General features: G+C 66.3%; 19 protein-coding genes. 9 read left to right on the top strand and 10 right to left on the bottom strand.

The annotated features are described in order from the left end of the window. Positions 1-25: 25 nt before the first annotated feature. The 4 genes from ACZ9CK_RS08075 to ACZ9CK_RS08060 all read right to left on the bottom strand — a co-directional run bounded on the left by ACZ9CK_RS08075 (position 26) and on the right by ACZ9CK_RS08060 (position 1967). The gene (locus tag ACZ9CK_RS08075) at positions 26-253 is read right to left on the bottom strand and encodes a Flp family type IVb pilin (RefSeq protein ID WP_426303302.1); all 228 of its coding nucleotides are present in this window, start codon (positions 251-253) and stop codon (positions 26-28) included. Between the two features lie 49 nt (positions 254-302). Beyond that, positions 303-530 (bottom strand): Flp family type IVb pilin, encoded by a 228-nt coding sequence (locus ACZ9CK_RS08070; RefSeq protein WP_476049711.1) that lies wholly within the window; start codon positions 528-530, stop codon positions 303-305. A gap of 181 nt (positions 531-711) precedes the next feature. Continuing rightward, positions 712-1110: a hypothetical protein gene (locus ACZ9CK_RS08065; protein ID WP_426303300.1), complete on the bottom strand. Its 399-nt coding sequence runs from the start codon at positions 1108-1110 to the stop codon at positions 712-714. 242 nt (positions 1111-1352) lie between these two features. Next, positions 1353-1967, bottom strand: a complete 615-nt coding sequence (locus ACZ9CK_RS08060) for a TetR/AcrR family transcriptional regulator (protein WP_426303299.1) — start codon at positions 1965-1967, stop codon at positions 1353-1355. Positions 1968-2070: 103 nt separating this feature from the next. Between ACZ9CK_RS08060 and ACZ9CK_RS08055 the strand changes: the two genes are divergently transcribed. From ACZ9CK_RS08055 to ACZ9CK_RS08040, 4 genes are all read left to right on the top strand, one after another. Further along, on the top strand, positions 2071-4029 hold the full coding sequence (locus ACZ9CK_RS08055; RefSeq protein WP_476049710.1) for a primary-amine oxidase: 1959 nt from the start codon (positions 2071-2073) through the stop codon (positions 4027-4029). Beyond that, the gene (locus tag ACZ9CK_RS08050; RefSeq protein ID WP_476049709.1) at positions 4026-5537 is read left to right on the top strand and encodes an APC family permease; all 1512 of its coding nucleotides are present in this window, start codon (positions 4026-4028) and stop codon (positions 5535-5537) included. Before ACZ9CK_RS08055 ends, ACZ9CK_RS08050 begins: the two co-directional genes overlap by 4 nt. Positions 5538-5564: 27 nt before the next feature. After that, positions 5565-6089, top strand: coding sequence for a hypothetical protein (locus ACZ9CK_RS08045; RefSeq protein WP_476049708.1), 525 nt, complete (start codon positions 5565-5567; stop codon positions 6087-6089). Positions 6090-6220: 131 nt separating this feature from the next. Beyond that, positions 6221-7630 (top strand): aldehyde dehydrogenase family protein, encoded by a 1410-nt coding sequence (locus tag ACZ9CK_RS08040; RefSeq protein ID WP_476049707.1) that lies wholly within the window; start codon positions 6221-6223, stop codon positions 7628-7630. Between the two features lie 96 nt (positions 7631-7726). On the opposite strand, the gene nirD is transcribed toward ACZ9CK_RS08040, so the two are convergent. Further along, a complete protein-coding gene (gene nirD, locus ACZ9CK_RS08035; protein WP_476049706.1) occupies positions 7727-8092 on the bottom strand; it encodes a nitrite reductase small subunit NirD in 366 nt (121 codons plus the stop codon). 276 nt (positions 8093-8368) lie between these two features. On the opposite strand from nirD, the gene nirB reads away from it, so the two are divergent. Together nirB and ACZ9CK_RS08025 are read left to right on the top strand one after the other, a co-directional pair. Next, positions 8369-10993, top strand: a complete 2625-nt coding sequence (gene nirB, locus ACZ9CK_RS08030; protein ID WP_476049705.1) for a nitrite reductase large subunit NirB — start codon at positions 8369-8371, stop codon at positions 10991-10993. A gap of 162 nt (positions 10994-11155) precedes the next feature. Beyond that, positions 11156-11752 (top strand): dihydrofolate reductase family protein, encoded by a 597-nt coding sequence (locus tag ACZ9CK_RS08025; protein WP_476049704.1) that lies wholly within the window; start codon positions 11156-11158, stop codon positions 11750-11752. Positions 11753-12285: 533 nt separating this feature from the next. On the opposite strand, the gene ACZ9CK_RS08020 is transcribed toward ACZ9CK_RS08025, so the two are convergent. From ACZ9CK_RS08020 to ACZ9CK_RS08010, 3 genes are all read right to left on the bottom strand, one after another. Further along, positions 12286-12915, bottom strand: coding sequence for a dihydrofolate reductase family protein (locus tag ACZ9CK_RS08020; RefSeq protein WP_476049703.1), 630 nt, complete (start codon positions 12913-12915; stop codon positions 12286-12288). 87 nt (positions 12916-13002) lie between these two features. Next, on the bottom strand, positions 13003-13353 hold the full coding sequence (locus ACZ9CK_RS08015; protein ID WP_476049702.1) for a TraR/DksA family transcriptional regulator: 351 nt from the start codon (positions 13351-13353) through the stop codon (positions 13003-13005). Between the two features lie 5 nt (positions 13354-13358). Further along, entirely contained in the window at positions 13359-18218 is a 4860-nt protein-coding gene (locus ACZ9CK_RS08010) for an NAD-glutamate dehydrogenase (RefSeq protein WP_476049701.1), read from the bottom strand. 482 nt (positions 18219-18700) lie between these two features. Between ACZ9CK_RS08010 and ACZ9CK_RS08005 the strand changes: the two genes are divergently transcribed. From ACZ9CK_RS08005 to ACZ9CK_RS07995, 3 genes are all read left to right on the top strand, one after another. After that, positions 18701-20152 carry an FAD-dependent monooxygenase gene (locus ACZ9CK_RS08005; RefSeq protein WP_476049700.1) on the top strand — a complete coding sequence of 484 codons (1452 nt, stop codon included), beginning with the start codon at positions 18701-18703 and terminating at the stop codon, positions 20150-20152. 174 nt (positions 20153-20326) lie between these two features. Continuing rightward, positions 20327-21592 carry an MFS transporter gene (locus ACZ9CK_RS08000; protein WP_476049699.1) on the top strand — a complete coding sequence of 422 codons (1266 nt, stop codon included), beginning with the start codon at positions 20327-20329 and terminating at the stop codon, positions 21590-21592. 185 nt (positions 21593-21777) lie between these two features. Further along, a complete protein-coding gene (locus ACZ9CK_RS07995) occupies positions 21778-22047 on the top strand; it encodes a VOC family protein (protein WP_476049698.1) in 270 nt (89 codons plus the stop codon). 5 nt (positions 22048-22052) lie between these two features. Here ACZ9CK_RS07995 and ACZ9CK_RS07990 read toward each other — a convergent pair whose 3' ends face one another. Further along, positions 22053-24209, bottom strand: coding sequence for an amylo-alpha-1,6-glucosidase (locus ACZ9CK_RS07990; protein WP_476049697.1), 2157 nt, complete (start codon positions 24207-24209; stop codon positions 22053-22055). An 11-nt stretch (positions 24210-24220) separates the two neighbouring features. Then, on the bottom strand, positions 24221-24535 hold the full coding sequence (locus tag ACZ9CK_RS07985) for a cation-transporting P-type ATPase (protein ID WP_476049696.1): 315 nt from the start codon (positions 24533-24535) through the stop codon (positions 24221-24223). Positions 24536-24569: the final 34 nt, after the last annotated feature.

Here is a 24569-nt window from a genome sequence, read left to right as displayed (position 1 = left end):
GGCCCCACCCACCCGGGGCGTCTGCTTACTTCGAGCAGCTTCCGGCGACGGTGGACGTGGAGGCCGTCCAAGCACCGCCCTTGACACTGCAGGCGGTGCTGTTGAACGTCTCGACGAGGTTTCCGCCGAGCAAGGTCACAGCAACGATGATCACAACGGCGATGAGGGCGACCATGATGCCGTATTCAACGGCGGTGGCGCCTGTCTCATCCCGGCGCGCGCGGGCTACGGACGTGACGATGGTGGAAAACATTGCAGCTCCTTTAGTGAGATAGGCCGGTCGTTCCGCTGAGCGGAGGGACCTACTTCGAGCAGCTGCCCGCGACGGTGGAAGTGGACGCCGTCCAGGCGCCACCCTTGACGGAACATGCCGTGCTGTTGAATGTCTCCTTGAGGTTTCCGCCCAGCAAGGTGACGGCGACGATGATGACAACAGCGATGAGGGCGACCATGATGCCGTATTCGACGGCGGTGGCGCCTTTTTCGTCACGGCGGAGGCGTGATGCGGTGTTGGAGATGAGAGAAAGCATTGATAACTCCTGAGCGAGTTTGGGAGGATTTCGGGCTGGCCCAGCACCAGCTCGCAATCAACATAGCAACGCCCAACACCGCGTTGTATGGTCCTTGGAACATCCTGTGGGAATGCTCGCCAAACTGCGTATTTCCTGTGTTAAACCGGGGGAAATCCCGGGGCCGGCAGCCCCGTCTGACTCAGCCCATCGCCGGGGCGAGCCCGCCCTGCGGCGACAACTGCTTGCGTGCCCAGCCGGCCAGCTTCCTGCCCTTGCCCTTCCACCAGTTGTCCTCGTCCTTGTCCTGGTGGAAGCGGAAGATGATCGTCACCATCACGAGGACGCCCAGGACCAGATCGATCCAGGACGAGACGATCGCGTCGACCAGTACGCTGACGCCCATGACGAGGATTGACGGCACCGCCAGGGTCCGGAAGACGGTGCTGGCTACGTAGCGGCGGTGCGAGCGGGGAACGGAGACGGCACGCACCATGTCAAAACACAGGCATGCGACCACCATGGTCTGGCCCAGGGACATCAGGAGCAGGCCGGGAAGCGACCCCGCGAACATGGCGGCGGATTCCATTCCCGTGCTCATCGGACTGCCTCCGTCAGCGGGCGGCGCGGAAATGGAACAACGGCATTGCAGAAAGCAGACATTGTATGACCCCCAGAGTCATGAACTGCGGTTGAGACCAGCTACGCTCCATTGAATCGGCTGCCCTGGGGACCCGTCACGAGTGGTGGGTACTCCACTTTTCCGCAGTGGATTCAAGTAATTGGGGCGACGTGTACTCAATTCCACAGCGCAGTTTGACCCTGGACTACTTGCTCGGGCTTTCAGGCCCCGCCCTCGTCGGCCGGTGGGACCCTCATCAGCGAGACATAGGACTCCAGCTGGGAACGCAGTTGCGCCGGGGAATGGTGCGACGGCGACAGGGTGGCCGTGATCTGCGCGCCGAGCACGAAGGTCATGATGCCGCCGACGACGTCGTCGTCGTCCAGTCCGTCCATGAGTTCACCGGCATCCCTGGCTTCGCGAAGCCTGCCGAACAGCTCGTGCCGCCATTGCTCCATCGAGCGGTCATGGAGGGCCGCCTTCTCGGGATCCGTCAGTGCCCGCTGCCAGTACGCGATGGCGATCCGGGCTTCGCTCAGCCGTTCGGCGTCGAGCGGCAGGATTTCGTGGCAGAAGCTGCGCAGTGCGGCCAAGCCCTTCAGCCCCTTCGACACAGTTCCGATCCTGGCGTTCGTCTGGTTGAACACGTGTGCGAACGCAAAGGACAGGAGGTCGTCCTTCGTGGGGAAATAGGGCTTGAGCGCACCGTTGGCGAAGCCCGCTTCCGTGGCTATTTCGCGCATCGTAGCGCCCTCGATCCCCCGCCTGGCGATGATCCGCCACGTGGCTTCAACCAGTTCCACGCGTCGCTTGTCATGATCGACGATCTTCGGCACCCAATCCCCAAATCTTTTTTTCTACAACCGTTGTGACTCAGCTTACACACTGTTATTGTCTACACACATAGAAAATAAACCGCCACTCCCAAGGGGCTTTTCCATGAACATCTCCGCCATACCCGAAACGGCCGAAACCACCGCCTACGGACCCGTCACTGCCAGCGAGATCACCGCAGTCAAGGCCGCCCTCAGCGACGCCGGACTGTTCGACGAATCCACCCGAGTGGCCTACCTTGGACTCCTGGATCCGCCCCGCGCCTCCGCGGACGATGCAGCCGAAACGACGGACCGCCGCTTCCGGGTCTTCCTGCACAACGTAGCCACCGGAACCGCGCGCGACGTCGTCGTCACCCTGGAAACCGGGGACGCCTGGCACAGCGAAATCACCCGCAACGTCGAACTGGACACCGCCGTCGCGGGCGAACTTCCCGTCATCGGGGAGGAATTCGAACTGGTCGAAGCAGTGCTCGCCCAGGACGAACGCTGGCTCAAGGCGCTCGCGGAGCGGAAGCTCGACGTCGCCAAGGTGCGGGTCGCTCCCCTGTCCGCCGGCGTCTTCGAATACCCCGAGGAAAAGGGCCGCCGCATCCTGCGCGGGCTGGCCTTCGTCCAGGAGTTCCCGGAGGACAACGCTTGGGCACGCCCCGTGGACGGCCTGGTCGCCTACGTGGACGTGGTCAACAAGGAAGTCACTCAGGTCCTGGACTTCGGGGCGATGCCGGTCCCGGCAGAACACGGCAACTACACCGATCCGGAGCTGACCGGCCCGCTGCGGACCACACAGAAGCCCATCCACATCACCCAGCCGGACGGCCCCAGCTTCAGCATCCAGGGCGGCAACCACCTTGAGTGGGAGAAGTGGAGCCTCGACGTCGGTTTCGATGTCCGCGAAGGCGTGGTGTTGCACAATGTGGCGTTCGACGACGGAGGCCGCCGCCGCAGCATCCTCAAGCGGGCGTCCATCGCCGAAATGGTGGTCCCCTACGGCGACCCCTCCCCCGTGCGCTCCTGGCAAAACTACTTCGACACCGGCGAATACCTGGTGGGCCAGTACGCGAATTCGCTCGAACTGGGCTGCGACTGCCTCGGCGAAATCACGTACCTCAGCCCGGTGGTGAGCGACTCCTTCGGCAACCCGCGCGAAATCCGCAACGCTGTCTGCATCCATGAAGAGGACTGGAGCATCCTGTCCAAGCACAGCGACCTGTGGAGCGGGGTCAACTACACCCGCCGGAACCGCCGCCTCGTGGTCAGCTTCTTCACCACCATCGGCAACTACGACTACGGCTTCTACTGGTACCTCTACCTGGACGGCACCATCGAATTCGAAGCCAAGGCCACTGGCGTTGTCTTCACCAGCGCGTTCCCCGAAGGCGGATCTGACAACATCTCCCAACTGGCACCGGGCTTGGGCGCCCCCTACCACCAGCACCTCTTCAGCGCACGGCTGGACTTCGCCGTCGACGGCTTCAGCAACCGCGTGGAGGAAGAAGACGTGGTCCGGCAGGCCATGGGTGAAGGGAACCCGCGCGGCAACGCATTCTCCCGCAAGCGCACCGTGCTCGCCAGCGAGTCCGTTGGCGTCCGCGAGGCCGACGCCCGCAGCGGCCGCACCTGGGTCATCTCGAACCCGGGATCCAGGAACCGCCTGGGCGAGGCCGTGGGTTACAAACTGCACTCCGAAAACCAGCCCACCCTGCTGGCCGACCCCGGCTCCTCGATCGCCCGGCGCGCCGCCTTCGCCACGAAGGACCTGTGGGTCACCCGCTACGCGGAAGGCGAGCTCTACCCCACCGGCGACTTCGTCAACCAGCACTCCGGTGGCGCCGGCCTGCCCGCCTACATCGCCCAGGACCGGGATATTGACGGGCAGGACATCGTGGTGTGGCACACCTTCGGCCTGACCCACTTCCCGCGCCCCGAGGACTGGCCGATCATGCCCGTGGACACGGTGGGCTTCAAGCTGCGCCCCGAAGGCTTCTTCGACCGCAGCCCGGTGCTGGACGTCCCCGCGTCGAAGCCCGCCGGCGGGCACTGCCACATGGCGGCGGGACAATGAGCGTCAGCGCCGGAAAAGTTGCCGGCAAATCGGAGCACACGGTCCATCACCACCGCCGGCTCGGCGTTCCTGCGGTGACGTTCATGATCATCGCTGCGTCGGCGCCGCTGACGGTCCTCGCCGGCGGCGTGACGACGACGTTCGCCGTCACCGGGGTCACGGGCGTACCGCTGTCCTTCCTGCTCCTCGGTGGAACCCTGGCGGTCTTCGCCGTCGGCTACGCGGCCATGAGCAGGCACCTGGTCAACGCCGGGGCGTTCTACTCCTACGTGGCCCAAGGGATCTCCCGGCCGGTCGGCGTCGGTGCCTCCATGGTGGCCCTGATGGCCTACAACCTCATGCAGGTCGGCATCTACGGCCTTTTCGGCTTCAGCGTCTCGGGCCTCATCAACGAACGCTTCGGCGTCGCCCTCCCCTGGTGGATCCCGGTCCTGACCTGCATCGCGGTCGTCGCGGTGCTGGGCGTGAACCGGGTGGACCTGTCCGCGAAAGTTCTCGGGGTTCTGGTCGGCCTCGAATTCCTCGTGGTGACCGTGTACGACGTCGCCTCCTTTGCCCTGGCACCGGAAGGGGTCAGCGGCGCGCCGCTCAGCCCCGAAAGCCTCTTCGTGCCGGGCGTGGGAGCGGTGCTGTCCTTTGGCATCGCCGCGTTCATGGGCTTCGAGTCCGCAGCCATCTACGGCGAGGAAAGCAAGGACCCCAAGCACACCGTGGCCCGCGCGACCTACACAGCGATCACCATCATTGCCCTGTTCTACGCCGTGTCAGCGTGGGCGATGGCGGTCGGAACCGGCCCGTCAGCTGTGGCCGATGCCTCCGCGAAGCAAGGACCGGACCTAATGTTCGGATTCCTCGGCGCGCACACCGGAGTCCTCATCGCCGACCTGGCCCGGCTGCTTTTTGTGACCAGCCTCTTCGCTGCCCTCGTCAGCTTCCACAATGCCGCCGCCCGGTACTTCTTCTCCCTCGGACGCGAAGGGGTCCTGCCCCGCAAGCTCGGGGCAGTGCGGCGGCACAGCGGCGCACCCTACGCGGGGTCACTCGCGCAGACGGCCATCGCCGTCGTTGTCACTGCCGCCTTCGCGATCGCAGGGACCGGATCCCCGCTGGGGGACCTCTACCCGGTCCTCACGATGTTCACGTGGCTGACCAACGACGGCGCGATGGGCCTCGTCCTCCTGATGACCATTGTTTCGCTGGCGGTGATCGGATTCTTCCGCAAAGACAAGCGGGACACCGGTATCTGGACGCGCCTCATCGCTCCCGGCCTGGGGTTCCTGCTCCTGGCAGCGGTCTTCGTCATGATCGCCCTCAATTTCAACGTCCTGCTCGGCCAGGAAGGCAACAATCCGCTGACCTTCATCCTCCCGGCCGCGATCGTCGTGCCGGGGCTTGCCGGGGTGGCATGGGCTTTCCGCCTCAAGCGGAACCGCCCCGAGGTGTACCGGCGGATCGGGCACGGCGAAGAGGGTCCGGCAGCCGTGCACCTCGGTGACGAAGAAGACTGACCGGGCCTGGAGAGATCGGCGAACACCATGCACACAATCCTTTCCGCGGCCATGCTCGCCTGTTGCGGTATCGGCATCCTGTGCCCCATGCGCGAAGCCATGGCGCGCGGCGGTGTCCTGCGGAACGTCAGCCAGTGGGGGCCCATGGCCGTCATGCTCGCGGCCATGGCGGACACCACCGTTGGACCGGGCCTGCTTCCGGGAGTGCTGTGGGGGCTGCTCCTGCTGCTGGCAGCTCCCCTGCCGCTGGTACTGCTGCGTAGGGAACGCCGCAACGGCATGGAGCTGCACCGGGCGCTCTCCGTCCTGGGGATGTTCGCGCTCCTCGTCACCGGCCTCCAGCCGGTGACGACGGGAACGGCGCCCCACGCCCACGCGCATCCGGGGACGGGCGGCGTCACGCCCTTCCTGGCCGCGGCGCTCGCCGCCGTGGTTGCGGTCTATTCGCTGGTGCTGGCCCTGCGCTCGCTCCGGTCCCGCCAACCGTTCCACCCTGTCGAGGCTTTCTCCTCGGCGGGGGCCCTGGGGGCGATGATGCTGATGACCCTCTGAAAGCCATTCACCGAACATCAACCATCCTTCCCGGATACACAAGCTGCCCCGTTGCCGGGCAGGCAGACTCAACACAACGCCTGACGGCCATGCGGCCGGCGGGCACCAACTACTCAGAGTGGAGTGAAACTTTGGAAAGCTACGACGCCCTCCTGGCCTCAATCACCCCGGCCACCGGCGAAACCCGGACCATCCTCGACCCCGCCACCGGGACCGCCGTCGGCGAAGCTCCCGTCCACACGGTTGAGGACCTGGAGCTGGCGGTCACCGCCGCCCGGGACGCCCAGCCGGCCTGGGCGGCGCTGGGTCACGAGGCGCGGTCCGCCGCGCTGCTCAGGGCCGCCGACGCCGTCGAACGCTCCGCCGAAGAACTCGCCCAACTGCTCTCCCGCGAGCAGGGCAAGCCGCTGAACGGCCCCAACGCCCGCTTCGAGGTCGGCGCCTGCGCCGCCTGGCTGCGAACCGCCGCCACCACTGCACTGGAACCCGAAACAGTGGTCGACGACGGCCAGACTTACGCCCAGTTGCACTACCGCCCCATCGGTGTCGTGGGCGCCATCGGGCCCTGGAACTGGCCCATGATGATCACCGTCTGGCAGATCGCCCCCGCCCTGCGGATGGGCAACACCGCCGTCGTCAAGCCCTCCAAAATGACCCCGCTCTCCGTCCTGGCCCTCATCAAGGTCCTCAACGAAGAACTCCCCGAAGGCGTCCTCACCGCCATCTCCGGCGACCGCGCAGTCGGCGCACGCCTCGCCGAACACCCCGCCATCGGCAAGGTCATGTTCACCGGCTCCACCGCCGCCGGCCGCGAAATCATCCGCTCCTCCGCCGACACCGTCAAGCGCCTCACCCTGGAACTCGGCGGCAACGACGCCGGCATCGTCCTGCCCGACGCCGACCCTGCCGTGATCGCCCAGGACCTGTTCTGGGGCGCGTTCATCAACACCGGCCAGACCTGCGCTGCCCTCAAGCGCCTGTACGTCCACGACTCGATCTACGACGCCCTCTGCGAGGAGCTCACGGCCGTCGCGGCCGCCATGCCCATGGGCGTCGGCCTCGACGAGAACAATGTCCTGGGCCCGCTCCAGAACAAGGCCCAGTACGACATCGTCGCCGGCCTCGTCGACGCCGCCCGAGACTCCGGTGCCCGGATCCTGACCGGCGGCAACCCCGACCCGGACCAGCCCGGCTACTTCTACCCCACCACCCTCGTGGCCGACATCGACAACAACAACCCGCTGGTTGCCGAAGAGCAGTTCGGCCCGGCGCTTCCGATCATCCGCTACAGCTCCGTGGACGAAGCCATCGAGATGGCCAACGCCCTCGACGTCGGACTCGGCGCCTCCGTCTGGTCCCCGGACCTTGGCGCGGCCCGCGAAGTCGCCGCCCGCCTCCAGGCCGGTACCGTCTGGATCAACAAACACGGCGCCGTGGACCCCCGCGTCCCCTTCGGCGGCGCCAAGCAATCCGGCTACGGCCTCGAATTCGGCGTCGAAGGCCTCAAGGCACTCGGTGTCCCCCAGGTCATCAACGGCTAGGCCCGCGAGGGCAATGCAAGGGCACCACCGGAGCAGTTCCGGTGGTGCCCTTGTTGCGTGCGGACGGTTGCGTGCGGACGGTTGCGTACGGACGGTTCAGACCGCTACTTCGAGGTAACCGTCCACGATCCGTGTGGCGTAGCTGTCCAGGCGGAGTCCGGGCGTAGTGAAGCATTCGCCGGTCTGCAGGTCGTAGACCTCCTTGTGCAGCGGCGAGGCGATGGTCGGGCGCCCACCGCGGCAGCCGGTGATCCCGCGCGCCATGACGTTGGCCAGCGTGGCGGGATCCTGCTGGGCTACGGCGTAGACCTCTCCGGATTCCAGGCGGAACAAGGCGAGCTGTTTGCCCTCCACCAGGGCGGCTTCGCCCCAGGCCAGTTCCAGTTCTTCGACGGCGCAGACGCGGTGCCAGGCCGCCGGCCCGTCAACCGGACGTTCGATGCTTTCAAGACCAATGGTCATGTTCAACCCCTATCGCTTGGCCCGCCGGGCGGCGGCTCCGATGCCGCCACCGGCCAGGCAGTGTGCAGCCAGGCAACAACGCTAGGTCCGGGATGTTTCGACCGGGTGCGGCTCGTGTGTCGGCGCCGTAAAGGACTACTCACACTGGCTTGAACCCGGTGGTGATGCGGAAGTTAAGCCCCCGAAACAATCGGGAAACTGAAGCGAAACTGCCCGTACATAGGCTGCTGGAAGGAGTCGTAGAGGACGTTCTGCGGCGCATGTGAAAGGGTGCCGATGAACGCACACACCACCAGCTCCAATGCCCGGCGCCGGATTGTCGTTGCCGGCGGCGGCCCTGCTGCCCACCGTTTCGCCGATGCCATGCATACCCGCGGCCTTGAGGGCTGGCAGCTGACCGTGCTCACCGAAGAAGCACATCTGCCCTACGACCGGGTGGCGCTGAGCAAGGCGCTGACCGACATGGAATACGACCTCACCCTGGGCGAAGCGGCCATGTGGGATCACGAGGCACTCGACCTGCGCACGGGCGAGCGGGTAGTGAAGATCAACCCGGACGGCAAGACCGTGGAAACCGCGGCCGGCAACAGCTACGCCTATGACGCCCTGGTGGTTGCCACCGGATCGAATGCGGCCCGCCTGCCCATCCCGGGAGCCGAGCACAGCCACGTCTACCGGACCCTCGAGGACGTGTGGGCCATCAACGGCGCGATTGCCGCGCTCCGTGAAAAGCTCGGCCGCGAAGTCACTGCGGTGACCATCGGCGGCGGCCTGCTGGGCCTGGAAGCCGCGGCTGGCACCGAGCAGCTGGGAGCCATCCCCGTGGTGATCGACGGCGCGAACTGGCTGATGGCGACCCAGCTGGACGAGGGCGCCGGCCAGGCGCTCGGACGTCTCATCAAGGAAAAGGGTTTCGAGATCCACGGGGGCGTCTTCCCCTCCGAGATCCTGGCCGACGACGACGGCCAGGTCACCGGTGTCCTGATGGCCGATGGCCGGACCATCGACGCCGACATCGTGATCGTTGCCATCGGCGTCCGGCCCCGCGACGAACTGTTCCGGGCAGCCGACGGCGAGGAGCAGCTCTTCTCGCTGGGTCCCCGTGGCGGTGTGGTGATCGACGAGGGCTGCGAGACTGAGATTCCCGGTATCTACGCGATCGGTGAAGTGGCCAACTTCGGCGGCATGTGCCTGGGCCTGGTTGCCCCCGCCAACACGATGGCGGAGATCGTCGCTGACCGCCTCCACGGCGGGGCGGCCACCTTCCCGGGGTTCGACACCGCCACCAAACTCAAGCTCTCCGGCGTGGACGTGGCCAGCTTCGGTGACGCGTTCGCCAGCACCGAACACGCCCTGGAAATCGTCTACGCCGACCCCGCCCGCGGCGTCTACCAGAAAATCGTCACCACCGACGACGCCAAGACCCTGCTCGGCGGCATCTTCGTGGGCGACGCCACCCCCTACATGAGCCTGCGCCCCCTCCTGGGCCGCGAACTCCCGGCCGAACCCGGCGCCTTCCTCTCCGCCGCCGGCGGCGGCGACGCCCCCGACACCGAACTGCCCGACGACGCCATCCTGTGCTCCTGCAACAACGTCGCCGCCGGCTCCATCCGGGACGCCATCAACGGCTGCGGCGCCTGCGACGGCCAAGCCCCCGTGCAGGAGCTCGGCGAACTCAAGTCCTGCACCAGGGCCGGCACCCAATGCGGCTCCTGCGTGCCCATGCTCAAGAAACTCCTCGAAACCGAACTGACCAAGTCCGGCGTCGAAGTCTCCAAGGCCCTGTGCGAACACATCAGCCTCTCCCGCCAGGAACTCTTCGAAACCATCCGCATCCTGGAACTGACCTCCTTCGAAGACATCATGGCCAAATACGGCACCGGCGCAGGCTGCGACATCTGCAAACCCACCATCGCCAACATCCTGGCCAGCCAGAACAGCGCCTACGTGCTCGACGCCGGCCGCGGCACCCTGCAGGACACCAACGACCGTGCCCTCGCGAACATGCAGAAGGACGGCACCTACTCCGTGGTCCCGCGGATTGCGGGCGGCGAGATCACCCCGCAGAAGCTCGGTGTCATCGCGGCCGTCGCAGAGAAGTACGGGCTGTACACGAAGATCACCGGCGGGCAGCGGATCGACATGTTCGGTGCCCGGCTCGAACAGCTCCCGGAGATCTGGAAGGAACTGGTGGACGCCGGCTTCGAATCCGGCCAGGCCTACGGCAAGAGCCTGCGCACCGTGAAGTCCTGCGTCGGATCCACCTGGTGCCGCTACGGCGTGCAGGACTCCGTGGCCATGGCCATCAACCTGGAACTGCGCTACCGCGGCCTGCGCAGCCCGCACAAACTCAAAATGGGCGTCTCCGGCTGCGCCCGCGAATGCGCCGAAGCCCGCGGCAAGGACGTGGGCGTGATCGCCACCGCCGACGGCTGGAACCTCTACGTCGGAGGCAACGGCGGCGCCACCCCCGCCCACGCCCAGCTCCTGGCCAAAGACCTGGACGACGACACCCTCATCAAATACATCGACCGCTACTTCATGTACTACATCCGCACCGCCGACCGCCTCCAACGCACCGCACGCTGGCAGGAAGAACTCGACGGCGGTCTGGAGCATGTCCGGCAGGTCGTCGTCGAGGATTCGCTCGGCATCGCCGCGGAGCTCGAGGCCGCCATGGCCAAGCACATCGGCACGTACCGGGACGAGTGGGCCGAAACCCTCAAGGACCCGGAACGGCTGCGCCGCTTCCGTTCCTTCGTCAACGCCCCAGACCAGAAGGACGACTCCATCACCTTCGTTCCGGAGCGCGGGCAGATCCGTCCGGCCACCAACGAGGAAAAGGGCAAAGTGCTGATCGGCGCCTCCATCCCGGTCCGCGGCGAGGGCACGTTCAACTAGGCCCCCGGTGGGAACACCCCGGTCAGCCCGGCCGGGGTGTTTTCCGCTGAGGCGCGCCTCAGCGGCGGGAGATCCGGATCCCTGCTTCTTCCAGCCACCGTCGAATCCCGTTAGGGTTGGCGCTGGCGTGCATTCGACGGACCCACCGCTGTGGAGGAATTCATGAACAAGGTCACGTGCGATCTCACCGTTTCCCTCGACGGCTACCTTGCGGGCCCGAACCAGAGTCCTTCCGAGCCCCTGGGGGAGGGCGGGGAGAATCTGCATCGCTGGATGTTCGAGGAGCCCGAAGCCAATGCCGAAGCGATCCAGGGCATTCTTTCCGCAGGCGCCTACATCATGGGCCGCAACATGTTCGCCGGCCCCGGCGCCGGTCCGTGGGCGCCGGATTGGCGGGGCTGGTGGGGCGAGGAGCCGCCCTACCACGCCCCGGTCTTCGTCCTCACGCACCACGCCCGCCCGCCCCTTGAGATGGACGGCGGAACGACCTTCCATTTCATCGCCGACGGGATCGAGTCCGCCCTGGCCCAGGCAAGGGAGGCTGCCGGCGGCGGGGACGTCGCCGTCGCGGGAGGTGCCGACACGGCTCGGCAGTTCCTGTCGGCCGGGCTGATCGACGAGCTCCGGCTCCATATTTCGCCGCTCATCCTCGGTGGGGGCACTCGGCTTCTCGACGGCGTAGGGCCCCTGACGCTGGAACCCACCGAGGTGCGTGGCACGGGCCTGGTGACCCATGTCAGATACCGGGTGCTCCGCTAAGGCGGTGGTAGTCGTAGTAGTGCAGCCAGCCGTCCAGGGCCGTCAGCGCTCATCGGTTCAAGGGTGGGAGTCTCCATATGCATGATCGCCCCGTTGCAATCCTTGTCGTGTCCAAATCCAAGCGCCCCAAGCAATACTGGTCGCCAGTGGCAGCAGTGCCAACGCAATCCCTGCGACTCGGGGATTGAATGTACTGATAACGGCTCCACCGACCATTGTGAAGTGGCAACGAATTCCTAGTGGCAGGAATTCGTACGTTCCCTCGGGAGCCTTGGGCCCCCCTTCAGGAGATGAGACGGACCCCGAGGGCGGATAGTCATGCAGGCAAACGGAGGCAATCGACGTGTACTGGTGGACCGCCAGCTGTCGGTCGGCCAAGCCCACAAGGAAGTACCACCCCACGGATAGAAGCAATGCGACAAGTACGAGCCTGGATCTCTTGTCCATTTATCCCCCAAGGAAATGCTCCACGTCACCACCCCACAAAGTTGACGAGGGCGCTCGTCGCGGGTGCTCCGCCAAGGCGGAGCGGCTTAGGCCGGGCCGCCGCCGGGAGGTGCGTCGAGGACGGTAGGAACGTACTCAAGCAGTTGGAGGCGGCCGTCGAAAGTCCTGCTCTGCACCATCTCAAGGGCAACATCGGGATAGCCATCGTAGATCCGTTCGCTGCCGGTTCGCCCCGTGATTACAGGGAAAACCACCAACCTGAACCTGTCCACCAGGCCGGCGGCCAGCAGGGATCGGCAGAGGCTGAGGCTCCCGAGGGTGCTCAACGGGCCGCTCCCGTCCTGTTTCATCTTCCGCACGGCCTCGACGGCGTCGCCCGTGACCAGCTGCGAATTCGGCCAGCTCAGGGGTGCCTCGAGGGTCGAGGAGAAGACAACCTTCGGTACCGCGGCAAGGCCTGTCAGTGCGGCGCCCTCGTCCTCGGAGAATCCGGAGCCCTCGCCTGCGGCTTCCTCGGACATGCCGGACATCAGCCGGTAGGTATTGGCCCCGAACAGGAAGGTGTAGCCCTTTTCGGCTTCTTCCCCCAGCCAGGCCAGGTATTCGGGCCCTTCCAGCCCCCACCATCCCGGCCAGCCTTCGGCCGAGGCGTAACCGTCCAATGAAATGATCAGGTCCACCATCAGGCTCGATGGATCCGCGGTTGTCTTGTCCATGACAGTCTCCTCGCAGTGATCGGCGGCAATGCGGGGCCATGCTAGCCCCGGCCGATGCGGGGTACAAGGGGAATCGGCCGCCGGGCGCTATCTGCCCGCAGAGGCGTGCTCGATGCAGTACGGCGTCCAGGGTCGCGCTTCAAGCCGGCCTTCGGCAATGGTGGCCCCGCAGACTTCGCAGATGCCGTACCTTCCATCCGAGATCCGGTCAAGGGCGGCTTCGATCTGTTCAAGTCCGGACCGGCTCCGTTCGAGCAGCGCAGAGGCCTGGGAAAGCTCGAATGCGATGGTGCTGCCTTCCGGATCATGCTCATCGTCGACGTTGGAGTCCTGCCGCGCGGCGCTGACGGAGGCGATGTCCCGGCGGAGAGACTCAAGCAGGGCACGCTTGCGGTCGCGCTCCTCCTCAAGGAGGATCCGGAACCGCTCGGGCGGCACGCTCCTCACCGTTGCGCCAGCGTCCGCAGGAGCTTCAAGGCCACCGCGATCGACGCGATATCGCCTTGTTCGGGGTTCAGGACCTCTTCGAAGGTGTTCTTGATCCGACGGAGGTGCTCCTCCCGTCCGCGCTCCCACTGCCCGATGCGTTCCATCGCCGATGCCCCGGCGGCGTCGCCCCTCCGGGTTGTCCGCATGACGGAGGTGGTTATCTCGACGACCGCCGAGTACGCGTCGTCACGGAGTGAGGCACGGGCCAGGGCCTGCCACCGGGTATCCCGCGGCAGGTCCGTGATGCGCAGGAGCAGCGTGCCCACGCCGAACTCGTGGATCACCGTGTGGTACATGTCCGCAATCACAGTGAGCGGTTCATCCACCCGCTCGGACACAAGCGAGATGTCCAGCAACGAAAAACTCTCCAGCAGATCGGCGGCGCGCCGTCCGAGCTCCAGGGGCATTCCGACGTCGTTCCAGTGGGCCAGGCGGGCCTCGGCGCGGTCCAGGTCCGAACCCTGCAGGAACTCCATGGTCCTGGTCCGCAGCAGCTCCAGGGCCGGCATGATCCTTCCCATCGCCTCGCCAATCGGCTGGTCCCGGTGGTCGTGTGTCACGTACCAGCGGGTGGCCCTGTCCAGGAGCCTGCGCATCGGCCGTGCCACTTCGACCGCGTGCTCGCTGGGAATCCCGGCGGGCAGGGCGGCCACAGTGCCCACGAACCATGGGAGATCGTAGGCCTCCCGCACCACCACAAAAGCCCTGGCCACTGCCGCGGCAGTGGCCGTGGTTTCCTCCATGGCGCGGAACGCGAACGTGATCCCGCCAAGGTTGATCATGTCGTTCGCAAGAACAGTGCAGATGATCTGCCGGCGCAACGGGTGGGCATCGAGTTCGGCTTCGAACCGCCCGGACAATTGCCCAGGAAAATAGTCCCGGAGCACCCGGGTGAACCAGGGATCATCGGCGAGGTCGCTGGCGACCAGTTCCCTGGCCAGTTCGATCTTCGCGTAGGCCGCCAGGACCGAGAGCTCCGGCGCGGTCAGGCCGGCACCCGAAGCAAGACGCTCCTGGAGCTGTTCCGCGTCGGGCAGGCTTTCCAGGCCGCGGTCAAGATCGGCGGTGGTTTCCAGCCATTCCATGATCCGCTCAAATCCTGGGGTCGATTCGAGTGCCAGATGCCGTTCGTTGAAGAGGAGGACGTTCTGGTGCGCGTTGTTGGCCAGGACCAGCCCGGCCACCTCGTCGGTCATGGACTGCAGGAAGCTGGCCCGCTCCGCTGCCCGCATCTTTCCTGCCGCAATCATCCGGTCGAGGAAGATCTTGATGTTGACCTCATGGTCCGAACAGTCGACGCCGGCGGAATTGTCTATCGCGTCGGTGTTGAGCAGGACGCCGGCCAGGGCCGCTTCCACCCGTCCGCGCTGGGTGACCCCCAGGTTTCCGCCCTCGGCGAGGACCCGTGCCCGCACCTCGTTGCCATTGATCCTGATGGAGTCGTTCGCCTTGTCCCCCACGTCGGTGTGGCTCTCGGCCGAGGCCTTGACATAGGTCCCGATGCCTCCGTTGTAGAGGAGATCGACGGGCGCCCTGAGGATCGACTGCAGGAGCGCCTGGGGCGTGAGCGATTCGACGCCGGGGTCCAAGGCCAGGGCGGCCCGGACCTCTTCGGTGGTTTCGATTGTCTTCGCCTGGCGGGAGTACACGCCGCCGCCAGCACTGATCAGGCCGGGGTCGTAGTCGGCCCAGGAGGAACGGGGCAGTCCGAAGAGCCGTTTGCGTTCTTCGAAGGACGCCCCCGCATCGGGGGTGGGGTCGAGGAAAATGTGCCGGTGGTCGAACGCCGCCACCAGGCGGATGTGCGGTGAGAGCAGCATGCCGTTGCCGAAAACGTCGCCGCTCATGTCTCCGATGCCGACGGCGGTGAAGTCATCAGCCTGCGGGTCGATGCCCACTTCGCTGAAATGGTGCTTCACGGATTCCCAGGCTCCCCGGGCGGTGATTCCCATTTCCTTGTGGTCGTACCCGACCGATCCCCCCGAAGCGAAAGCGTCGTTCAGCCAGAAGCCATAGTCCGCCGCCAGGGCGTTGGCCGTATCGGAGAAGGTAGCGGTCCCTTTGTCGGCAGCGACCACGAGGTAGTAGTCGTCGCCGTCGTGACGTTCCACGCGTTCCGGCGGCACCATGGCCTCACCGGCGGCCGTGACCACCAGGTTGTCCGTCAGGTCCAGCAGCCCGCTGACGAAGATCCGGTAGCACTCGATTCCCTCGGCGAGCCAGGCTTCCCTGTCTTGGGCCGGGTCAGGCAGGAGCTTCGGGTAGAACCCGCCCTTGGCTCCCGTCGGAACGATGACCGAATTCTTGACGTTCTGGGCCTTCACCAGGCCCAGGACCTCAGTCCGGAAATCCTCGCGGCGGTCCGACCAGCGCAGCCCGCCCCTGGCCAGGGCGCCGAAGCGGAGGTGGACCCCTTCAACCCGTGGCGAATACACCCAGATCTCGTACTCAGGCCGGGGAAACGGAGCGACCGTGACCGAGGCCGGGTTGAACTTAAAGCTCAGGTGCCCCTTGCCGAGGAAATAGTTTGTCCGCAATGTCGCATCCACGAGGTCCATGAGGGTGCGAAGCAGCCGGTCCGCGTCCAGGACCGGGATTTCGTCAATGGCTGCCAGCAGTTCCAGCCGCGCCCTTCCCATGGTTTCCGCCCGCAAGTGCCCCTCCAGGCCGGGATCGAACTTGGCTCTGAACAGGTCCAGGAGGGCGTGGGTTGCGCGGGGGTTGGCCACCAAGGTGTCCGCGACGAAGTCGTACGAGTTGGTGGTTCCCAGTTGTTGCAGGTACTTCGCGTAGCTCCGGAGCACCGCTGCCTGGCGCCAGCCCACGCGCTCGCGGATCACCAGGCCGTCGAGCCGGTCGGATTCCATGTCGCCCCGCATGGAGGCGGCGAAGGCATCGGCGACCAGATCGCTCGTGGCCCCCGGGTCCACGCCGGCGGGATATTTCACGCCGAGCTCGTACAGGAACAGCTCCAGCCCGCCTGCGCGGCGTAGCACGTACGGTCTCTGGTCCAGGACCTCCAGGCCAAGGTTGTGCAGGAAGGGCAGGATCTGCGTGAGGCTCCTGGGCTTGGTGAGGTAGAGGTGGATCCGCGTTCCTTCCACGCCTCCCTTGGCGTCGGCAACCGGGGTTCCGGTCCTGGAATAGACCGTGAGCAGCGGATCCATAACGGGACGGCCGCCTGAGCCGTCCAGGTCGAATGTCTCGAGGTTGACGATGTCCGCGACGGCGGATTCCGGCTCATGGTCCGCGCGGTAGTTTACGGGGAATGCATCCAGCCACAACTCCGACAAGCGGGCCGCCTCCGCCGCCGGAAAGCGTTCGCGGATCGCTTCCTCGAGTCCGTCCGGCCAAGGCCGCACGGCTGATATCAGCCGCCGCTCGATTGCAAGGGACTGGTCGACGACGGCGGCTGCCTGGACTTCCGCCCCGTCACCGGCGAGGTGCAGGCGGAAAAAGACGAAGGCCATCGGCGAGCCCGTCAGGCGGACTTCGAACTCAATCGTGTCCGCTTTGAAGACGTGCTGGAGCTCCCGTTCCATGAGCAGGCGGACGGCGGTGCTGTAACGGCGGCGCGGGAAGATGACTGTCGCAGACATAAAACAGCCGGAACGGTCAGGCCGGAGGAAGACACGCGGCTTCTGCCGCACTTCGGCGCGGAGGATGTCGCCTGCGAGCCGCGTGAGGTCATCCACCCCGATGCGGAACAGTTCGTCGCGGGGGAAACTCTCCAGGATGGCGAGGGTGTCCTCGGCCGGGTGCGATCGCGGGGCCGTTCCCAAGCTCTCGCAGACGGCAAGGATCTTGTCGCGGATGACCGGTATCCGCAATACCGACTGATGCGCGGCGCCAGTGGAGAACATCCCGACGAACCGCCGTTCCCCGCTCGCCGCGCTGCCCTCGTCGTGCACGGTCAGGCGCAGCTCGTCGAGGTACGACTGGCGCAGGACGGTAGACCTCAACTCCGAGCTCGTCATCCTCAACGACTCCTCCGGTTCAGCCGGGACCGCGGCCGCCCCGGCGGTCTCCGGCACCCCCTTGTCGAGACCGCCGCGGGCTCCCCTCAGCAGCCCCAGCCCGGAACCCGGGCGAGGCGAAAGGCGTTCGCGGCCGCCCGCCGTCGTAGTTTCAAGTTCGTCATATCCGAGGAACACGAAGTTGCCGTCATCGAGCCAGCGGAGCAACTCGCGGCCTTGGTCCGGCGAGGGCTCGGCGGCGTCGGAAAACCCCACCGCGGCAGCCACGGCGGCGCTCAGCTTATCGTGGATGGCCCCGGTGTCTCCGGCCACAAGCCGCACGTCGTCCAGCACACGGTACAGTCTCTGGATCAGTTCCCTGGCCACGGCGCCGTCGGTCAGCACACCGATTTCGGCGGCGATCCAAACTTCCGCGGCGCCCTCTTCCCGGCCGCGCCCGGCCAGGACGCCTTCCGGGGAAGAAGCGGTCCAGGCCTCCAACAGCTCGTGGGAAACCGGGTCCCGGAGCACCTGGAAGCGGGGGTGCACCAGCAGGCGGAGCGAAACGTCGTCACGCGTCAGCTCGGCGGTGACGGACTGCACCAGGTACGGGAGGTCATCGGCAACGATCGCCACGATGCTTGCGTCCAGTTCGTTCAGGATCCCGACGACGGCCTGGCCAGGTTCCCGTATCGCTGCCAGCTTCAAGTGATGCCCGGCCCACGCGTTGGGCGTTTCGGCACCATAGCCCTGCAGTTCGTCGGGCGACAGCTGCGCGAAATAACCCGCAAGGAAGGGCTCGGTCACCCGGGGAAATGCGGACGTACCGTGCTCCTCGGGCAAGGGATTATCAGACATGGCACTGCACCTCCCCTGCGGGAAATACACCGCCGGATGCGGCCGCCGCCACGCCCCTCCCGCTTCTCTCCATGATGGCTTGCGGCCCGGATTAAAACCACATCGCGGCGCGGTCCTCCACAGGATGGGCCCCGGCCCGTTCCCTAAACCGCAGCGGCGCCGGCGGGGTCCTTCCCCGTGGACCGGGGAGCGGCTTTTCTCGCTGTCTCGAACACAGCCGGCCACAGCCACATCGCCGCGGCCGCGGCGCCCGCACCGGCGCCCACCGCCGTCGCGAGAATCACGTGTTCTGCCAGCCACTCCCCCTGGCTGCGGCCTGCCTGGTAACCCGCCCAGAATGCAGCAGTCCAGATGGTGCCGCCGCACTGGCAGGGGCGGCGCAAAGCCCCTCATCTTCAAGATATCGCGCGGCGGGGGGCTTGTGGGAAGACCCCCTGCCTGTTCCATACTGGCCATCCGGTGCCTATGGGAACGAGGTCCAGATGCACGATGTGGTGATCGTCGGGAGCGGACCGACGGGGATGATGCTGGCCGGTGAACTGCGCCTGGCGGGGGTGGACGCGGTGGTTCTCGAACGGCGCAGATCGCCGGAATTGGCCGGTAGGCGCGGTGGCGGTATCCACGCCCGGGCGATTGAACTGCTCGACCAGCGGGGAATCGCCGGGCGGTTCCTCGGCGAGGGCAAGACGATAGCCGCCGCAACGTTCGGCGGCACTGCCCTCAAGCTGGGCAACCTGCCCACACGCCATCCGTATACGCTCGCGCTGTTCCAGAACGATATCGAGCGCCTGCTGCTCGGCTGGGTCGAGGAACTGGGTGTTCCGATCCGGCGGGGCATGGAGGTCACCGGCGTGGCGGCCGACGACGACGGCGTCGACGTTCAGCTCGGCTCCGGCGGATCGCTGCGGGCCAGGTACGTAGTGGGCGCCGACGGCGGGCGGAGCGTGGTGCGGCGGGCAGCCGGCATCGGATTCGAGGGCCCGGACGCAACACGCAGCAGCCTGATCGCCGAGGTGAAGGTGGCCGAGGAACTGACGCAACCCGGGAAGATTGATGAGCGCGGGGTCCACGGGCTGCACGCGATGGGTGACGGCATGGTGCGGGTGGTGGTGACCGAGGCCGAACTGGGCCCGAACACCGAGCCCACCCTGGATGAACTGCGGCAGGGCCTGATCGAGGTGTTCGGCACGGACTTCGGTGTGCACAGCCCTGCGTGGTTGTCGCGGTTCACGGATGCCACGCGGCAGGCGGCGTCCTATCGGAAGGGCAGAGTGTTGCTGGCCGGGGACGCGGCGCACGTGCACTCCCCCACGGGCGGGCTTGGCATCGGCCTGGGGCTGCAGGACGCCGTCAACCTTGGCTGGAAGCTGGGGCAGGTGGTGCGGGGCGTGTCCGGTGAGGAACTGCTCGACAGCTACCACGCGGAGCGGCACCCGGCCGGGGCACGGGCGTTGAAGTACACCATGGCGCAGTCCCTGTTCCAGAAAGCCGACCCGAGGCAGGAGGCGCTGCGCGACTTGCTCGACGAGGTGCTTGGCTTCGGCGACGGGGGCACGCCGGTTGCGGCCCTGATCACCGGGCTCGACGTTGCCTACGGTCCTGGTGGAGGGCATCCCCTTCTGGGGCGACGGATGCCGGACCTCGACATCGCCACCCCCGATGGCACTGCGAGGGTGTTCGAGCTCTTGCACCCGGCCCGGCCGGTACTGCTGGAACTCGGCGGGCCCGCCCTGGACGCCGGTGCCTGGGCGGGGCGGGTCCGGCACCTGGCGACGAGCTATGACGGCGCGTGGGAGCTGCCGGTGCTGGGCGAAGTGGCCGCACCCACGGCCGTCCTCGTGCGCCCCGACGGCTACGTCGCCTGGGTCGGTGAAGACACGGCCGAGGGGCTCAGCGAAGCGCTGGCTACCTGGTGCGGTGCAGCGGGCGGGTAGCCCGGTTGCGGCGGGTCGGGTAGACCGGTGCGGCGGGTCGCCGCCGGAACCTTCCTCTGTCTCCGGTGAGGGGCCATCATGGAGAAGGGAAGGGGCGCGTCCATGGCACAAGGAGAGCGCATCACCGCGGATTCCATACAGACGAAGAGGTTCAAGCGGCGCTTTATGGGGAGGATGATCTTTGTCCTCTCAGGCGGCATGTTCCTTGACGGGTACATCCTTGGGATCGTTGGTCCGGTGACCGGCAATCTGGTGACCGAACTGGGCCTGTCGACCGTTTGGGAGGGCCTGATCGCGGCCGGCCCGCTGTTCGGCATTTTCTTCGGCTCCCCGCTCGGGGGTTGGGCTGCTGACAAATTCGGCCGCATGCCGCTGTTCATGGTGGACATGGGCCTGTTCGTGATTGCGTCGGGCATGCAGTTCTTCGTCGACTCGCCGGCACTGCTCTTCGTGGTGCGGCTGATGATGGGTGTGGCCATCGGCATGGAGTACTCGGTGGGCTGGCCGCTCATGTCAGAATTCGCCCCGGCCCATCTGCGCGGCCGGCTGCTGGGCGTGACGCTGATCGCTTGGTACACCGGCTTCATGGTTGCTTTCGCGCTGGGCTACTGGTTGATCCACTCGACGAACCTCGGCTGGCGCATCATCCTGGGCACGAGCACGCTGCTCGCGGTGGTCCTGTTCCTGGCCCGTTTAGGGCTTCCCGAATCGCCCCGGTGGTTGTGGAACCAGGGCCGCCGGGACGAAGCCATGGGAATCGCCCACCGGTACATGGAGCACGCCGCGGAAATGTCCGACGTCGAGCATGAAGACACCGAAAAGGGAACCTTCGGAATGCTGTTCTCCCGACGCTACTGGCGGGCGACGCTCTTCGTCTCGATGTTCTGGTTCTGCGCCATCGCACCCTACTTCGCAATCGCCACCTTCGCGGACAGCGTGCTCGGGCAGTACGGCCTCGGCGGCGGACTCGCCGGCGGCGTGGGCCTCTCGGCCGTCGCCCTGACGGCAGTCGTGCTCACCGTCCTGTTGATCGACAAGGTCGGCCGGCGGGTGCTGACAGTCCCACCGCAGTGGATTTGCACAATCCTCCTCGCGGTCATCGGCCTGTGGGCAGGTGCGCCGCCCGCCGTCGTGCTGGCCCTGTTCCTCGCGTTCTCCTTCTTCAACGCGATGGTCGGCACCCTCACCGGCGTCTACCCCGGCGAGGTCTTCCCCACGGAAGTCCGCGGCGTCGGGACCGGCTTCGCGGCCGCGGTCAGCCGCATCGGTGCCGGGCTCGGGACCTTCCTGCTGCCATGGGCGATGGTCAATCTCGGTCCGGCCGCGTCGATGCTGATCGCGGCCGGCGTCGCCCTCGTCGGCGCCGCGCTCTCGCAATGGCTGGCGCCCGAAACGAAAGGCAAGAGCCTCACTGAGGCCGCGGCCGGGTTCTCGCACTAGAGAGCTGGCGTAGGCTTCGAGGACCCGATTCGATCGCCCCTTAAGGAGATCCGGCCATGACAGAACCTGAGAAGTATGCCAGCGTCCGTTACGTCGTTGACGACGTCCAGGCCGCCGTCGACTTCTAAACCACGCACCTCGGCTTTGCCCTCAACACCAACGCCGTTCCCGCCTTCGCCGATGTGGTGCGTGGTCCGTTGCGGCTGCTGTTGTCCGGTCCAAGCAGCTCCGGCGCCCGCGCCACTCCAAGCGATGCCGCCGCGGCTGGCCGCAACCGCATCCACCTGATCGTCGACGACTTGGACGCCGAGATCGGCCGTCTCCGCAGGGCGGGGTTGTCGTTCCGCAGCGACGTGGTGACCGGGCCGGGTGGACGCCAGATCCTGCTCATGGACCCCGCCGGCAACCTCATCGAATTGTTCCAGCCGGGCGCACCCACGCCGGCCGCCCCCTGAGCGGATTACTCCTGGTCCCCCAACCCGACTTGTTCCATCATTTCCGTCAGCCATGGCCGGTGTTCACGATGGAATGCAATTCCATCGGGCAGCCCCCGCACAGCAGGTTCGGAATCCGTGATGTCTATGGTGATCCGGCCGCCCGCCATGGGTGCGTTGGTGATGTGCAGGTCGCCGTACGAGGCCGGCAGCGCCGGATCCATCCAGAAGCCGCCGCGGGAGATGTGAGCGTCGTACCTCATCAGGCTGGTGATCAGCATGATCGGGCTCGTGGCCGCCCAGGCCTGCGGGGAGCACGCCGTCGGATACGGCACGGGCTCGGCTACCTGCCCGCGGTCGAAACCGCAGAAGAGTTCCGGAAGCCGGCCGTCGGTGTACTCGGCTGCCTCGAAGAGGGCTGTCGCGATTCGTTGCGCCTCGTCGACAAACCCGTAGCGCATCAAGCCTGCTGCAATGATCGCGTTGTCGTGCGGCCAGACAGACCCGTTGTGGTAGCTGGCGGGGTTGTACGCCCCCATGTCGCTGGCGAGGGTGCGCACACCCCAGCCGCTGAACATCTCCGGAGACATGAGCCGTTCGGCCATCTGCGGCACCTTGTCCTCGTCGACGATGCCATGCCATAGGCATTGCCCCATGTTGGACGCGCACGCGTCCACTTGCCGTTTCTTGCCGTCCAGGGCGATGGCGTAGTAGCCGCGCTCGGGCATCCAGAACTGCTCATTGAACCGCTTCTTCAACTCGGCCGCTTCGGCGGTGAGTTTGGCTGCCAACGGTACGTCGCCGGCGTCGTAGGCCATCCATGCCCTGGACAAGTACGCGGAGTACACCAACGCCTGGACTTCGCAAAGCGCGATCGGCGGCTCTGCCAAGCGGCCGTCAGCGAAGTTGATCCCGTCCCAGGAGTCCTTCCAGCCTTGGTTGATGAGGCCCTGTTCATTGAGCCGCTCATACTCGACGAAGCCGTCGCCGTCCTTGTCTCCGTAGTTCCGGATCCAGTCCAGGGCGCGGTCGGCGTGCGGCAGCAGCGCGGCGATGGTGTCCTTCGCAAAACCCCAGCGGCTCACCGATGCGATTGCCATGACGAACTGCGGGGTTGCGTCGACGCTGCCGTAGTAGACCGACTTGCCTCCGAGCGAAAGCCCGCTGGAGACGCCGAGCCTGACCTCGTGCAGGATCTTCCCCGGTTCTTCCTCGCTCATGGGATCCACAACCTTGCCTTGGCGGTCCGCGAGCGTCTTCAGAGTGCCCAGTGCCAGGGACGGGTCCACCGGCAGCGCCATTTCCGAGGCCCAGAGCGAGTCCCGGCCGAAGAGCGTCATGAACCATGGAGCGCCCGCGGCCACGACGATCCTCTCGGGATGGGCGGGATCCTCAATGCGCAACGCCCCCAGATCGTCGTAGCTGCGCCGCAGCGTCCGTTCGATGGAGCGGTTGCCCATATGGAGCTTTGGAATCTTGGCCACCCATTCCCGGCGACGGCGGTCGCTGGGGGATGTTTCACCGCCGCCCTGACGGACGAACGACGCCGCCGGCGCGACGCCGTCGGAGGCCGGCACCACACTCAGCCGGGTGCTCCAGCGTCCGTGCGGAGGAACGACCACGCGGTAACGCAGGGCCTCCGCAGCGATGTCGGCGCCGCTGGCCCTGACGACGACGCCCTTGTGGATGTCCTGCCAAGCGGCCCTGATGGTCAGGGAGTCACCGTCGGGCACCCGGGATTCTTCCCACTGCCTTTGGACGCGGGCTTCCTTTACCTCGAAGAGGTCCGCGAAGTCCGATTCGACGTCAAGGGTGATCTCGCATTCGGCTTCGTCCGGGGAGTAGTTCCTGATCGTGATTTCTTCCAGGATCCCGGCACCGACCTCCCGGACACGCTCCACGATCAAGGGGCTGTCCGCATATCCGTCGGAACGGGGCACCCGGCCGATGAACAAGGCCCGGTAAGGCTCGGTCGTCGATGCGGTCAGGGATTCCAGGGACTGGCCATTGATCAACAGGTTCCAGCGCGACAGGATGCGGGTGTCGTCATGGAAAACACCATGCGGATGTTCCGGATGGATGTCGCCATTCGCCAGGGAAATGCAGAAGGACGAGCCCTCCACCAAAGTCACGGTCCCGGGCCCCACTGGGCCTGCGGCCGTGTCGGCATTCCATCCAGCCATCTCCGCCTCCTTCACGGCGCACGAACGCTCTGTTGGATAGACGCTACGCCTGTAGCGTCCCCGGCAATAGGCGCTGCGGCGCCGACGATCTGGCTGACCGTTGCCAAGGGCAGTTGGACCGGCACGCCAAAAACAGCCGGGACCATCACCCTCACTGCGCACGCAACGAAGGCCAGTCCGGCGGCAGCCCACAACAGCACGGCAAAGAAGTGCACGAACTCTGCCAGCAGCCGCTGCCAGCGCGAAACCGAACCGGTGTCGGGCAACTGATTGGGACCGTATTGGCGGAGGAGGTCCGCTGCTTCCCGTGTGGTCAGACCGGTCATGCCCACCTGTCCTCTCGGCACGGATTCCTTCGTG

This window comes from Arthrobacter sp. TE26545 (genome assembly GCF_056279005.1).
This window is presented reverse-complemented; position numbering and strand designations above follow the sequence as displayed.

Excerpts from the sequence above, each read along its gene's own strand:
- ACZ9CK_RS08075 (WP_426303302.1), bottom strand. The coding sequence starts at position 253 with ATGTTTTCCACCATCGTCACGTCCGTAGCCCGCGCGCGCCGGGATGAG.
- ACZ9CK_RS08070 (WP_476049711.1), bottom strand. The coding sequence starts at position 530 with ATGCTTTCTCTCATCTCCAACACCGCATCACGCCTCCGCCGTGACGAA.
- ACZ9CK_RS08065 (WP_426303300.1), bottom strand. The coding sequence starts at position 1,110 with ATGAGCACGGGAATGGAATCCGCCGCCATGTTCGCGGGGTCGCTTCCC.
- ACZ9CK_RS08055 (WP_476049710.1), top strand. The coding sequence starts at position 2,071 with ATGAACATCTCCGCCATACCCGAAACGGCCGAAACCACCGCCTACGGA.
- ACZ9CK_RS08050 (WP_476049709.1), top strand. The coding sequence starts at position 4,026 with ATGAGCGTCAGCGCCGGAAAAGTTGCCGGCAAATCGGAGCACACGGTC.
- ACZ9CK_RS08045 (WP_476049708.1), top strand. The coding sequence starts at position 5,565 with ATGCACACAATCCTTTCCGCGGCCATGCTCGCCTGTTGCGGTATCGGC.
- nirD (WP_476049706.1), bottom strand. The coding sequence starts at position 8,092 with ATGACCATTGGTCTTGAAAGCATCGAACGTCCGGTTGACGGGCCGGCG.
- nirB (WP_476049705.1), top strand. The coding sequence starts at position 8,369 with ATGAACGCACACACCACCAGCTCCAATGCCCGGCGCCGGATTGTCGTT.
- ACZ9CK_RS08025 (WP_476049704.1), top strand. The coding sequence starts at position 11,156 with ATGAACAAGGTCACGTGCGATCTCACCGTTTCCCTCGACGGCTACCTT.
- ACZ9CK_RS08020 (WP_476049703.1), bottom strand. The coding sequence starts at position 12,915 with ATGGACAAGACAACCGCGGATCCATCGAGCCTGATGGTGGACCTGATC.
- ACZ9CK_RS08010 (WP_476049701.1), bottom strand. The coding sequence starts at position 18,218 with ATGTCTGATAATCCCTTGCCCGAGGAGCACGGTACGTCCGCATTTCCC.
- ACZ9CK_RS08005 (WP_476049700.1), top strand. The coding sequence starts at position 18,701 with ATGCACGATGTGGTGATCGTCGGGAGCGGACCGACGGGGATGATGCTG.
- ACZ9CK_RS08000 (WP_476049699.1), top strand. The coding sequence starts at position 20,327 with ATGATCTTTGTCCTCTCAGGCGGCATGTTCCTTGACGGGTACATCCTT.
- ACZ9CK_RS07990 (WP_476049697.1), bottom strand. The coding sequence starts at position 24,209 with ATGGCTGGATGGAATGCCGACACGGCCGCAGGCCCAGTGGGGCCCGGG.
- ACZ9CK_RS07985 (WP_476049696.1), bottom strand. The coding sequence starts at position 24,535 with ATGACCGGTCTGACCACACGGGAAGCAGCGGACCTCCTCCGCCAATAC.